The following is a 12,364-nucleotide window of genomic DNA, read 5'->3' as shown; positions in this document are numbered from 1 at the left end:
CCAGCACCACCTCGTCCACCTCCACCGGCCTCTCGGCGCGACTCCGCGCCACCAGCACCTTCCGCGCCCATGACCGCAACGCCGCGAGATCCCCCGGCCTCACACACGACCCGGGATAACTACACACAGCCACCGGCAACTCCAGCACCATCCCAGACCACACTCCATACCCAGACATCAACGACCACCGCCGAATACCCCGAAAGACGCAGGTCAACCCTCTCCGGGCAAAGGAGCCAGCAACACGAACCGGGAGTGGCGTTCGACCAGGGTGATGACCGCGCCCGGGCAGCAGCCTCGGCGGAGCGTCGGCTGATCGGGGTCATCCCGGCGATCCGGCCCTCGCGGCGGCTGGAGGTGCTGGTGCGTGACCGGCACTCGTCACGGCCTGACCGCGGCCGCCAGATCCGCGCACCGGCGCCTCGGCGCGGTCATGCGCTCCTGGCCATGGAGACTGTGGACGCGGCTAGCGTCGAGCCGACCTGATCAGCCGGCTCAAGCTCGGTATCACCGCGCGTAGGTCGTCACTGTCGACCGCGGTGTTGGCGGCCGCGCGTGCTGCTGTCGAGGCGTTGAACGCCACGCTGAGTCCGACAGCACCGAACAGTGGCAGGTCGGATCGGCTGTCTCCGATAGCCGCACACGAGCTCGGTTCCAGATTCAGCCCTCGGGCCTGACTGACGGCGAAGTTCCGCTTGTCGTGCTCGTCGAAGTGGTGGCTCACGCGTCCGGTGAACAAGCCTCGCTCTGTTTCAAGTCGCGGACCGCAGAAAGCGTGAAAACCGAAGCGGCTGGCCAGGTAACCACCGACAGGCGCCCAGGCAAGGGTAGCCAGCACAGGCACGAGTCCGTTCCGCCGACACCAGGCCACAGTCTCCGCTATACCCGTGACCAGCGGAAGCCCGTGGAGCCAGTCGCGGATTTGCGTCTCGGAAGTTCCCGCCCACCCCGACGCGTCCAGCACCGAAACCTGGTGGTTGTCCATGGTGCCCGCAGCATAGGCATCTTCAGCCGTGACCAACTCGTCGTAATGGCCGAGAAATCCCGCCAGGAAAGCCGACGAGCTCGTCTCAGGGACGAGTGTGCCGTCGACATCGAAGAAGACGGCCGCGAGCGCGGACGAGACCACCGACCCAGCATGCCCGACGCGACACCGGCGCGCTCTGCCAGAGCTGTTCCGCCGACGCAGCAGGCACGCCACCCGCTCGACGGCATCATCTGCTTCAGTGCCGAACGATCTCTCCTTCATCAGGTCGAGGTGAAGGACTCCACCCATTGGGTCACCTGAAGACCGCTGGCCGCCCCGTATGGCCGGAAACAGCGTCGGCACGGAGAAGCAGCGCCCATCGCGATCCTCAACCGTGCTTCGACGACTCGATCGCGTGGTCCACGGCCGAGTCGACCAGCCGGGCCAGACGTCGCTTCGGTAACCTTCGCGGTTCGGTGATCGCGCCTAGGGCCAGCCCGTCCAGTGTCGCGAGCAGGACCGCCGAGTTCGCTCGATCAACCGGATCGCCGGAGGTTCGCCCGGCCGCCCGGGCCAGGAGGTCGGCGAGATACGCTTCCAGCAATCCACCGGTCTTGCGGTGTTCGGCGGCGAGATCCTCGTCGACCGCGGCACGAGCCGTGAACGCCAGCCAGACACGAACCTCCTCATCGCTCGCCTTGGTGAGCGGAACGATCTTGCGGGCCGTCTTGCGCACCGCCGCCGCCGGCGGCAGATCTCGACGGTAGGCGGTGACGGTGGAAGTGACCCGCGCGGCGACCTCGGCCATGGCGGCCAGGAGCATCGCCTGCTTCGTCGGGAAGTAGTACTGGACAGTGCCACCGCTGACATCGGCCCGCATGGCCACCTGGCGGACGCTGACCGCTTCGAACCCCAGTTCGGCGACCAGACCGATCACCGCCCTCACCAACTGTTCGCGAGCCTCGACGGCATCGGATGCTTCACCCATGACTTCATCATACGTCTGTATGAGACAGTGGCGTGGTGAACCCACGACGCGCTTGGAAGCCTTTCGCCCTGCTGTGCCTGGTGGCCACCGGAGCCTGCGCCGCTCCGGATGCCGCGAAACCCGACGAGCCCGCGGCGCGGAGCAGCCTTTTGCACGTCGAGGAAATGGCCACGCCGGTCGGCCTGCCACCGGGGAGCCGGGTTCGCCGGATGGTCTATCGGTCGACGAACGCCGGTGGAGCCGCGATCGAGGTGACCGGGCTCGTCCTGCGGCCCGCCCGGCCGGATCCGAACAAGCCACTGCTCGCCTGGGCGCACGGGACCACCGGCCTCGACGACAAGTGCGCCCCGTCCACCGACCCCGAACTCGCCGGCTACACGCCGCTCCTCCGCGATTTTCTCGATGCCGGCTACTCGATCGCCGCCACGGACTATGAAGGACTCGGCACCGCCGGCGACCACCCCTACCTCGTTCCCGGCTCCGAGGGCCGGTCGTTGATCGACTCGGTACGGGCCGCCCGGTCCCTGGACCCCGCCATCGGTCCGGCCTGGGTCGCCGCCGGCCACTCTCAGGGTGGCCAAGCCGTCCTGGCGGCCGCCGAGCTCGATCCCCAGGAAACGCGGGAGACGAAATTGCTGGGTGTTGTCGCCTATGCTCCGGCTCCGAACATGACGGGCGAGGTGTCGAAACTGGGCCAGGCAGTCACCCCGGGCGAGCAAGCGTTGTACACCATGATGCTGAGCGGACTACGGACTCAGCACCCCGAACTGGACTTCTCCGACTTCCTCTCCCCCCGCGCCCTCGAGTCGATGCGCGCCGCCCGCACCGAATGCATCGACGACATGATCGGACGGTACGCCTCGGCGAAACTCGCGGGTTCGGACTTCGAACCGCGCGACCCCGGGTCCGCGGCCCGCCTACGGCAGTGGTTCGCCGCCAACGAGATAGGCCACACACCGATCCGGGTACCCGTACTCGTCGCCCAAGGCGACGCCGATCCCGTCGTCCGCCCCGAACTCACCCGCGACATGGTGACGCTCATGCAATCTCAGGGCGCCACAGTCGAGGCCGGTAGCTACCCCGGTGCCGACCATGGAACGGTCCTCATCTCGTCGCGCCAGGACGTCTTGCGGTTCATGAGCGGGCTTCGCTGACGTACGCGGACGTCAGGTCACCACGCGATTTCTCGCCCGTGCCGACCGCCGGGCGGGCATGGATGCGAGTTATCCGTGCCGGTGTCCCGGGCCGAGCAGAATGCCCGCCCGAGCATGCGATCAACGCCATCACGCGGCAACCGCCAGGTCCTGACTCGCCCATCGATACGCGGGCCCGATTTCAGTCGTCGAGTTCTTGATGCCGTTCGGCGAGCGTGTGGGCCAGTCGGGTGAGCTTCACGTTGAGTTCCTGTGACGTGCGCCGGAGGATTTCGAAAGCGTCGTCGGCCGAGATTCCGCGTCGGTTCATCAAGATACCTTTGGCCTGGCCGATGACGTCGCGGCTGTCGATGGCCTGACGTAACTGGCTTTCGCGTAGGCCGGCGGCGGTGTGAGCGGCGGTACTCGCCAGAGCGATCGAGGCGTGGGCGGACAGGATCAGGGCGTGGTCGACAGCGTCGTCGGTGAAAGCTCCGGTGCGACGGCTGTAGAGGTTGATCGCTCCCGGGAGACGATCGGATCTGCGGTCGGGCAGCAAGGTCACCGCGAGCAAGGATCCGAATCCGAACTCCGCCGCCTGCGGACCGAAGCGGGCGAACGCGGTCGACTGGGCGAGAGAGTTGGTCAGCGCGTGACCAGGACTGTCGTGGCGTGCGGCTTCGACACAGGGACCTTCACCCGTGCGGTACTGGATCTGATCCAGCTCCTCGGCGAACTCGGCTGTGGCCACCGGCGTATGGAACCGTCCGTCGGCCGAACGAAGAGTGATACTGACCAGGTCCGCCGACGGGACGATGCGCCGAGCCGCTTCCACCACTTGGGTCATCGCGTCGTGCACGGAATTCGTTTCGAGCAGTGTCTTAGCGAGTGCCCCGAAGTGGGAGGCCAGGGGCCCGCTGGTGTTGACCTCGCAGCGGTCCCAGTTCTCTCCACCGGTATCCGCGGTGAAGGCGGCTCGATCCTCTGCCCAGCCTTCGTCGGTCTGCCTGTCGACCTCGGTCACGTCAGGATCCCCTCCTCGCACCCGCCGGCCGAGCGCACGGCTCACGGTAACCGCGACGGACGACGAGCACGACAGGGTCCCAGCCAGACTCACGCCGGGTAACCGGACGGACCGGGCGCGTCGCATGCTCTAGTCCGTTCCGCCCAACACGCTTGCTACCGCGTTGGAGAGCGGAAGCGAGGCTCTAACCTTGAGCGGTGGCGCCGGCTGCTGGCTCAACCGGCGCCACCCCCAACCGCCAACGCGCGGCACCGTCCGTATACCCCTGCATACACTGATCCACACCTTGCCGAGTCAAAACCACAGAACCTGTCTGCGCCTCGGGTGATCGCCACCATCTGGGTCAGCGAGCCTCGCCGATTCGACGTCGCAGTTGTCGTCGAACCTCACGACACCGGGGTTGTCCGCGACCTTCCGGCAGTCACCTTTGCCTTGCCTCGGCTATTCCGACTGGTCGCCTGCCAGCTCAGCGACGATGTCCAGGTGGCCGAGGTGGCGGGCATACTCCTGGAGCAAATGGAACAGCACACGTTCCAACGAGGCGGGTTCAGCCCCGCTCCACCGCGGGCCGGGCACACCGCGTCCGGCAAGATCCGACGAAAGGGCTACCTGACGGGTTCGGTCCCCTTGAGCGCGAAGCTCGTCGACCAGCTGCTCACGAGAGACATTCCCTGGGACGTGCCACCGGCCGTTCTGGTGATCGCCCCACGGATCGGCGATCGCTTCACCCCGGAATCCCCATTCGATCCAGCGGAGTTCGACGAATCTGAGATGCCGGACCAGTTCCAGCGGCGTCCAGCCGGAAGGCAACCGGCTTCTCCGCAGCTCGTCCTCGTCCAAGCGCGCTCAGGCGGGTGCCGCAACCGTTGTCCGCGCGATCGTCGCCCACATCCGCACCCCCGCCGCCCCAGTACGACGGCCCCAGCGCGACGCCAGCACCGGGATCAGCGACCATCGCCGCGTCGCCGACACAGCCACCGACCGCCGGTTGGCAGTCACCTCCGCGCGAACCCCATCAGCCGTGAACGACAGGCTGGCCGCCCGGCACACCCCACCGTTCACGAGGGCATCGGTGGCCAGCTCGTCCAGCACCAGCACCACCTCATCCACCGCGGGTTCCTTCGCGGACGACCGCGCGGTCAACACGGTCCGCGCCCACGACCGCAGCGCCGCGAGATCACCCGGGTTCGCACACGAACCCGGATAGCTGCACACCGCGACCCGCATTCCCAGTCTTCTCATCAAGCTCACACTCCACGCTAAAGTCCCTATCGACACGGGCGGGATACCACCGAGACGGTCGACCAATCCTCGTGCCGCCACCGGTTTTTCACCCGATCGTGTTGTTTCCGCTCGACCTCGTCGATCGCGGGCCTGCCGTTTCGTTTCACCGGTCCGAGTGCGCCCCTCCCAGACTGTCGGTCATGGCGCGCAGGAATTCGCCGATCGCCCCGGCCACTTCGCCGGGAGCTTTCTCGGCCAGATGATGTCCGGAGCGGACGTCCACCCACGCAGTCCCCCGGTGCCCCAGGGACGGCAGATGGCGAGTGGGGCGCCGGGGATGGCGTCCTCGATCGCGGCGAGCGGCGGTGTCGGACACCGTACGTGGCGGCCGGCCGCGTGGACGACCGCCGGAGTCACGCAAACGACGACATGGTCGTGTGCCGATCGCGACGCGGTGCCAGGTGGTGTGCGTCCCGGGATAGACATCGACGGTCTCCTGCGGGAAACCTTCGAACACACTTACTCCCCAAGATTCAGGCTGCCGCGTCGCTTCGTTTCGTCCTGCCGAGCGAGTTCGGCTGTCAGGTCCTCGATCTTTCGTTCGAGACACGCGTCGTTTTCGAGCAGCGCGAACAACTCGCCGTCTTCCAGTTCCAGCAGTGCTTTCATGACATGCACGGCCAGAATGGGCTGGTGTCTCTGGACGAGAGGCAGCAGGGCTTCTCCGAGCCGCGCCTTTCGCTGGTGGGGGTTCAGCCCGGCAAGAGATTCCGCGGACAAGAGGTTTTCGCGGTCGTCAGAAGACATGTGGAAGTTCACCAGTCCAGTCTCGGGTTCTCGGCGACCGAGTTCGGCGCGGTCACCGTCGGGTTGCCTTTCCCCAGCAAGCGGGCGTCGCTGCCCCTGCCCGTGACAGCGGTGAGGATGAACGCGCCGTCCTCGACGTTCCGGATGTGACTGCGCACCGCGCCGAATTCGGCCTTGGCCGGCGGGGTGGCCGGTTTCGAGACCTCGGGCGAGGTGTCGGCAGTGAACGTCCTTGACACGGTGGACACAGGCTTTTCTCCTCGCAGAAGCGCTTCGAGGGCACTCTCCGCACTCGGCGAGCGAACTCATCGAAGATTGCGGCGACGATCTGCGGGGTACACCCGGGCAATCGTGACCGCGTCACGCGATCCGCCGAGTGAACAGGAGCAAGGATGAACGAAGACGACCTGCGGATCGTCACCGACATCGCCCGCGACGTCCGCATCGCGATGATCACCAGCGGAAACCCCGACGGCAAGCTCACCAGCCATCCCATGACGACCCAGCAAGTGGACTTCGACGGCACAGCCTGGTTCTTCGTCTCGAAAGACGCCGACCTGGTACGAAATATCGCGCACGACGACCAGGTCAACGTCGCCTACAGCGGATCCGGCTCCTGGCTCTCACTCAGCGGCACCGGCCTCGTGGTCGACGACGAAGAGCGAAAGAAAGAACTGTGGAACGAGCTCGTCGAGGCATGGTTCCCCGACGGATCCGACGACCCGAACGTGGTCCTGCTGAAAGTGAACGCCGACTCCGCGGAGTATTGGAGTTCTCCCGGTGGCAAGCCACGCGCACTGTTCGAGATGGCGAAAGCCCGCCTGACCGGAAAAGAACCGAATCCCGGACACAACGACACAGTGACCCTCTAGGCCATTGTCAACGGCAGGCACCTGACGGTACGGCTGTCGATGGCCCCGATCGATGTCTCCTCGGACCGGGGCCACCCCACTTACCTGTCACCGGACCGGCGCGAGGCCCGGTGTTTCTCTCAGCCGGGAATGTCGCGCGGATCGTGGCCGTAGCTGTGCTTTTCGGCGATCGTCCCGTCCTGATTACGGATGACGTGCTCGACCTTGCGTTCCTTGGCCATCTCCCGGCCGGCTTCGACCGCCTCCTCCTTGGTGCCGTGAGTGGAGGTCGCGCGTTCCCCTCCCTCTACCTTGTTCTTCCATTGCCCGTTCTCGCAATAGGTTTCGACATCACCCTGCATTCCCGCTCCTTCCGGCGGAGACACTTCCGAGATCGGCGGGTACCCCGCGGGGGCGGCATCCAACCCCAATCCCTGACCTTCGGTCGAGACCGGCCGGTGGCTCCCCGCGTCGTCAGTCGCCTATCGCGCGATCGAGATTGATCGCGGCGCTGATCAGGGACAGGTGGGTGAACGCTTGAGGGAAGTTCCCGAGCTGATCTCCGGTCAGCCCGATCTGCTCGGCGTAAAGGCCGACGTGGTTGGCGTAGGTGAACATCTTTTCGAGCGCCAACCGGGCCTCGGCGACCCGCCCGCACCGAGCCAGGGCTTCGACGTACCAAAACGAGCAGATGGAGAAGGTGCCCTCGTCGCCGTCGAGTCCGTCAGGCGACTGGTCCGGGTCGTACCTGAAGACCAGGCTGTCGACGACCAGCGTCCGTTCCACCACCCGGAGTGTGGACAGGAAGCGCGGATCCGTGGGCGCGCAGAACTTGACCAGCGGCATCAGCAACAGCGAGGCGTCCGGCACGAACGTGCCGTAGCGCTGGGTGAAGCTGTCCTTTTCCTCGTGCCAGCCACGGGACATGATCTGTTCGTAGATCTCGTCACGTGCGGTGGTCCAGCGGCCGAGATCGGCGGGAAGCCCGCGCTGCCGGGCCATCCGGACCATCCGTTCGATCGCGACCCAGCACATGAGCCGGGAGAAAGTGTGCTCCTGCCGGCCCGCGCGGGTCTCCCAAATGCCCTCGTCCGGCTTGTCCCAATTCTCGAGCAGCCATTCCAGCACCTGCCGGAGATTGCTCCAGTCCTGGTGGGAGATACCGTTTCCGTACTTGTTGAACAGATAGATCGAGTCGATCAGTTCACCGTAGATGTCCAGTTGAAGCTGCTCCGCCGCGGCGTTCCCGATCCGGACGGGCGCGGACCCCCGATAGCCTTCCCAATGCTCCAGGACTTCTTCGTCCTGTGCCGGTTCGCCGTCGATGGTGTACATGACGCGAAGCGGTCCGAACTCGCCGTCCCCGGGATCGCTGAAACGGCAGGTGAGCCAGCTGAAGAAGTCCTCGGCCTCACTCATGAACCCCAGCCGCAGCAGAGCGTAGAGCGAGAAGGCGGCATCGCGGATCCACACGTGCCGGTAGTCCCAATTACGCTCGCCACCGAGCTTCTCGGGAAGCGCGCAGGTCGGTGCCGCGATGATGGCGCCGGACGGCTCATGGGTGAGGAGTTTCAGCAGCAGCGCCGACCGGTGCACCATTTCCCGCCAGCGCCCGGTGTAGGTCGACTGGCCGAGCCAGTCCCGCCAAAACCCCACGGTCGCCCGGAACAATCTCTCGACCTCATCAGGAAGGTCGCTGTCGTGTTCGCCGGTGGACTCGTCGTGGGCGAGCACCTCCAGCACGAACAGGGCCGTCTCGCCTTCGTCCAGGTCGAACTCGCCACCGAAGCCGTCGTCGGTTTCCGCCAGTCTTTCGGACGTCCGCAGGTCCAACCGAAGCGTCGGTCCGGTGAACACCGCCCCGGTGGAGGTGACGTCGAGGCGGTGGTCCGCGCGGCCGTAGTCGAACCGCGGAGCGATCCCGGTCCGCAGCCGGACCCTCCCCCGGATGTTGACCACCCGCCGAACCAGACGTTGCCGGTGTCCGGAGTCCCGGGGGCGCAGGATCGGCATGAAGTCCTGGACCTCGACGATGCCGTCCACGGTCAGGAAGCGGGTCACCAGGATGTTGGAGTCCGGGAAGTAGAACTGATGCCGGTTGGTCACCTCACAGACCGGCTCCAGACTCCACGTTCCGCCGTCGTCGGCGTCGAGCAGCGCGCCGAACACGCTGGGTGAATCGAATCTCGGCGCGCAGAACCAGCTCACCCGGCCATCGGTGCCGATCACGGCGGCGGTGCGCAGATCGCCGATCAGGCCGTGTTCCGCGATCGGCAGATAACGCTCGCTCACTCGCCGGACACCCGCCAGCCGTCCGGTCCCGGCAACCGGTTCGCCTCCTCGGGCCCCCACGAGCCCCGTGGATAGCGTTGTGTCGGAGGCGGGTGCTCCAGCACTGGGGCGCAGACCGCCCACAGCCGCTCGACCTCGTCCGCGCCGGTGAACCACGTCCGGTCGCCCCGCAAGGCGTCATGGAGCAACCTCGCATACGGCTTGAGTGGCTTCCCCTCCACCGGGCCGGTGCTCCGAAGTTCCGCGTTTACGACCTCGGTTACCGGCCCCGGCCCCGGCCGCTTGGCCGGCGTATCCAGGCTGACGGCGAGGTCGTCGCTCAGCTCCACCCGGAGCCGAGCCGGATCACCGACCTCACGGAAGGGACCCTCGGCCGGGGCCCGGAAGACCACGGTGATCGCCATCCGTGACTCGGCCATTGCCTTACCCGTGCGCAGCCGGAACGGCACGTCCCGCCAGCGGTCATTGTCGATGAACGCCTCCAAGGCGACGAACGTCTCGGATTCGGAACCGTCGTCGACGCCGTCCTCGTCCCGATAACCGTCGTACTGTCCGAAGACCGTTCTCTCCGGGGCGAACGGCCGCAGCGCCTCGAACACGGCGAGCTTGGCCGCCCGAAGCGACTCGACGTCGAACCCATCGGGAGGTTCCATCGTGAGCAGCCCGAGAACCTGGCACAGGTGGGTCGGCATCATGTCGCGGAAGGTGCCTGTCGCCTCCATGAACGCCCCGCGCCCTTCGATGCCGATCTCCTCCGGGACATCGATCTGCACGGAAGCGACGTCCCGCCGGTGCCAGCAAGCACCCATCGGTCCACCGCCGAAGCGCAGCGCTACCAGATTCCGCACCGCTTCCATGCCGAGAAAATGGTCGATCCGGAACACGTTCTCTTCGGGGAAAGCCCGGCGCACCGCGGCGTCGAGTTCACGTGCCGAAGCCACATCGTGTCCGAGCGGTTTCTCCAAGATCAGCCGTGCGCCCTCGGCCAGTCCCGTATCGCCGAGCATGCCGACCATCGGCCCCATCGCCTCCGGGGGCACGGACAGGTAGAGCAAGACCTCGGCGGTGTCACCGAGGTCCTCCCGCGCGGCGCGAACAGCGGACGCGAGGTCGCCCCCGTCGTCGCTGTCCGCGACCTGAAAGGAGATCGATCGGGCGAACGCGCTCCACCGCTCCTCCCCGACCCCGCTGAATTCCCTGACCTCCTCGCCCAGCCGCTCCCTGAACTCGTCGTCGCCGCCCGGCGAGTGCCGTCCCGAACCGATCACCCGGAAGTGTTCCGGGAACAGACCTTCCTCCCAGAGCTGGACGACGCCGGGAAAAAGCATGCGCTTGGCCAGGTCGCCGGTGGCACCGAAAACCACCAGAACATGCGGCGGAACACCGGACATCCAACACCTCGTTCACCGGACGGACTCACGGTCAGCCTAAGAGCCGGTACCGATCAGCGCATGATCACCGCTCTTCGGTCACACGCGGGGCACGGTTATGGGCCGCCTCGCCGGGGAACCCGGTCGCGACCGGTCCATGACGTCGAGGAGTCCGCCTGTGCGCACGTTCACCTGCCCGGAGTGCGCGAATCTGCTGTTCTTCGAGAACTCACGCTGCGTCGTATGCGGGACCGGCGTCGGGTACGACCGCGACGCGGGTTCCATGGTCCGGGTCGAACCATCGGGGCGCTGCTCGAACGCCCTCCTCGCCGGATGCAACTGGACCTCCTCCGACGGCGCGCTGTGCGGTTGCTGCGCGCTGACGCGGACCCGTCCCGACGATGACGACACCGAAGCTCTCACTGGCTTCGCGGCGGCCGAGAATGCCAAACGACGGCTTCTCTTCCAACTCGACGACCTCGGCCTTCCCGTCACCACCCGCGCACAGGACCCTGAGAAAGGACTGGCGTTCGACCTGCTCTCCAGCCGTGACCGTCCGGTGACCATCGGTCACGCCGACGGTGTCATCACCATCGACGTCGCCGAGGGTCACGACAGCTACCGTGAGGACCTGCGCGCCAGGCTGGACGAGCCCTACCGCACCCTTCTCGGCCACTTCCGCCACGAGATCGGCCACTGGTACTGGAACCGGCTCATCGACCAAGAGCCCGCGCACGACCGGTTCCGGCAGCTGTTCGGAGACGAGCGCCAGGACTACCAACAGGCGCTGAAGAAGCACTACGCGACACCGACGGATACCGGCTGGGCGAACGACCATGTCAGCCACTACGCCGCCGCGCATCCGTGGGAGGACTGGGCCGAGACCTTCGCTCACCTGCTGCATATCCGTGACACCACCCAAACCGCGGCGGACCTGGGACTGATGATCGCGGGAACCTCGATCGCACCGCACCCTGCCACGTCCGTGGACGCGATCCCCGACGAGCACAACGATGATTTCGTTTCTCTCGTCAGTACATGGATCCCGCTCTCCCGCGCGCTCAATCAGCTCAATCGCAGTATGGGCAAGGACGACCTCTATCCTTTCGCCCTCTCCCCCGCAGCCCACGAGAAACTCCGCTTCACCAACGAAGTCATCACCGGAAAGCGGCACCATGCGCGCCGAAAGCACCACTCGACACATCACCCGATTCAGTGATGCTGGGTGGCCTGTCACCACTCAAACGAGAACAAAGGGTCCCAATCGAGCTGCAAGCCGCACTATCGAGTAAGGAAAGTCGATGCACGTAACCCTTTCGAGGCTCGCCGACGACTGAGGGAGACCAACGTCGTCACGTTTCGTTTCGGTCCTTCCGGAGCGCACCACGCCAAGGAGCGCCTCATGACAGAAAGCCACGCACATCGCTTCGGCATACAGGATAAATTCCCTCGAACCCACCGCGCGCACCGAATTCACTTTCTTTTCGCGAGCACTCTCCTGCTGACCCTCGCACTCGTGCTGCGAGCGGATCCAGCCATTATCTCACTGACCAGCGCGCTTCTGGCCGTAGCCATCCTCAACCGATCGATCCGCCGACTCAAGACAGCCGAACGCCGGCTGCTGAAAGCCCTGGCCGACGAGCTCGGGCCAGAACCCACTTCACCAGTCACAAAAGACTTTCCCGACGGCTGATACGACCCAACCGCC

The 12,364-nt window shown here is 66.1% G+C and carries 14 protein-coding genes; 4 read left to right on the top strand and 10 right to left on the bottom strand.

Annotation, left to right across the window (positions count from 1 at the left end):
* Positions 1 to 466: 466 nt before the first annotated feature.
* Both AB0N89_RS25425 and AB0N89_RS25420 read right to left on the bottom strand, forming a co-directional pair.
* Positions 467 to 1,129, bottom strand: a complete 663-nt coding sequence (locus AB0N89_RS25425) for a haloacid dehalogenase-like hydrolase (RefSeq protein WP_364208656.1) — start codon at positions 1,127 to 1,129, stop codon at positions 467 to 469.
* Positions 1,130 to 1,355: 226 nt separating this feature from the next.
* Positions 1,356 to 1,955 (bottom strand): TetR/AcrR family transcriptional regulator, encoded by a 600-nt coding sequence (locus tag AB0N89_RS25420; RefSeq protein WP_364208653.1) that lies wholly within the window; start codon positions 1,953 to 1,955, stop codon positions 1,356 to 1,358.
* Positions 1,956 to 1,990: 35 nt separating this feature from the next.
* On the opposite strand from AB0N89_RS25420, the gene AB0N89_RS25415 reads away from it, so the two are divergent.
* A complete protein-coding gene (locus AB0N89_RS25415) occupies positions 1,991 to 3,109 on the top strand; it encodes a lipase family protein (RefSeq protein ID WP_364208650.1) in 1,119 nt (372 codons plus the stop codon).
* Between the two features lie 181 nt (positions 3,110 to 3,290).
* Here the strand turns inward: AB0N89_RS25415 and AB0N89_RS25410 are convergent, their stop codons facing one another.
* The 5 genes from AB0N89_RS25410 to AB0N89_RS25390 form a co-directional block, all read right to left on the bottom strand.
* Entirely contained in the window at positions 3,291 to 4,112 is an 822-nt protein-coding gene (locus AB0N89_RS25410; protein WP_364208648.1) for a GAF and ANTAR domain-containing protein, read from the bottom strand.
* 441 nt (positions 4,113 to 4,553) lie between these two features.
* Positions 4,554 to 4,952: a DUF664 domain-containing protein gene (locus AB0N89_RS25405; RefSeq protein ID WP_364208645.1), complete on the bottom strand. Its 399-nt coding sequence runs from the start codon at positions 4,950 to 4,952 to the stop codon at positions 4,554 to 4,556.
* Between the two features lie 6 nt (positions 4,953 to 4,958).
* On the bottom strand, positions 4,959 to 5,354 hold the full coding sequence (locus tag AB0N89_RS25400) for a hypothetical protein (RefSeq protein ID WP_364208642.1): 396 nt from the start codon (positions 5,352 to 5,354) through the stop codon (positions 4,959 to 4,961).
* 501 nt (positions 5,355 to 5,855) lie between these two features.
* Positions 5,856 to 6,155: a hypothetical protein gene (locus AB0N89_RS25395; RefSeq protein ID WP_364208635.1), complete on the bottom strand. Its 300-nt coding sequence runs from the start codon at positions 6,153 to 6,155 to the stop codon at positions 5,856 to 5,858.
* Positions 6,152 to 6,391 (bottom strand): hypothetical protein, encoded by a 240-nt coding sequence (locus AB0N89_RS25390; RefSeq protein WP_364208632.1) that lies wholly within the window; start codon positions 6,389 to 6,391, stop codon positions 6,152 to 6,154. Before AB0N89_RS25390 ends, AB0N89_RS25395 begins: the two co-directional genes overlap by 4 nt.
* Positions 6,392 to 6,535: 144 nt before the next feature.
* Between AB0N89_RS25390 and AB0N89_RS25385 the strand changes: the two genes are divergently transcribed.
* Positions 6,536 to 7,015 carry a pyridoxamine 5'-phosphate oxidase family protein gene (locus AB0N89_RS25385; RefSeq protein WP_364208629.1) on the top strand — a complete coding sequence of 160 codons (480 nt, stop codon included), beginning with the start codon at positions 6,536 to 6,538 and terminating at the stop codon, positions 7,013 to 7,015.
* A gap of 119 nt (positions 7,016 to 7,134) precedes the next feature.
* On the opposite strand, the gene AB0N89_RS25380 is transcribed toward AB0N89_RS25385, so the two are convergent.
* From AB0N89_RS25380 to AB0N89_RS25370, 3 genes are all read right to left on the bottom strand, one after another.
* A complete protein-coding gene (locus AB0N89_RS25380; RefSeq protein WP_093934469.1) occupies positions 7,135 to 7,356 on the bottom strand; it encodes a DUF2188 domain-containing protein in 222 nt (73 codons plus the stop codon).
* Positions 7,357 to 7,468: 112 nt separating this feature from the next.
* Complete coding sequence (locus AB0N89_RS25375) at positions 7,469 to 9,286, bottom strand: glycoside hydrolase family 15 protein (protein WP_364208626.1); 1,818 nt, start codon at positions 9,284 to 9,286, stop codon at positions 7,469 to 7,471.
* On the bottom strand, positions 9,283 to 10,677 hold the full coding sequence (locus AB0N89_RS25370) for a glucose-6-phosphate dehydrogenase (RefSeq protein ID WP_364208623.1): 1,395 nt from the start codon (positions 10,675 to 10,677) through the stop codon (positions 9,283 to 9,285). Before AB0N89_RS25370 ends, AB0N89_RS25375 begins: the two co-directional genes overlap by 4 nt.
* Positions 10,678 to 10,834: 157 nt before the next feature.
* Here AB0N89_RS25370 and AB0N89_RS25365 point away from each other — a divergent pair, with 157 nt between their 5' ends.
* Both AB0N89_RS25365 and AB0N89_RS25360 read left to right on the top strand, forming a co-directional pair.
* Complete coding sequence (locus tag AB0N89_RS25365) at positions 10,835 to 11,875, top strand: putative zinc-binding metallopeptidase (protein ID WP_364208621.1); 1,041 nt, start codon at positions 10,835 to 10,837, stop codon at positions 11,873 to 11,875.
* 183 nt (positions 11,876 to 12,058) lie between these two features.
* Positions 12,059 to 12,349 carry a hypothetical protein gene (locus AB0N89_RS25360; protein WP_364208618.1) on the top strand — a complete coding sequence of 97 codons (291 nt, stop codon included), beginning with the start codon at positions 12,059 to 12,061 and terminating at the stop codon, positions 12,347 to 12,349.
* The last annotated feature ends 15 nt before the right edge of the window (positions 12,350 to 12,364 follow it).

The organism is Amycolatopsis sp. NPDC089917 (genome assembly GCF_040684635.1).
In the GTDB taxonomy this organism is placed as follows: Bacteria; Actinomycetota; Actinomycetes; order Mycobacteriales; family Pseudonocardiaceae; genus Amycolatopsis.
This window is presented reverse-complemented; position numbering and strand designations above follow the sequence as displayed.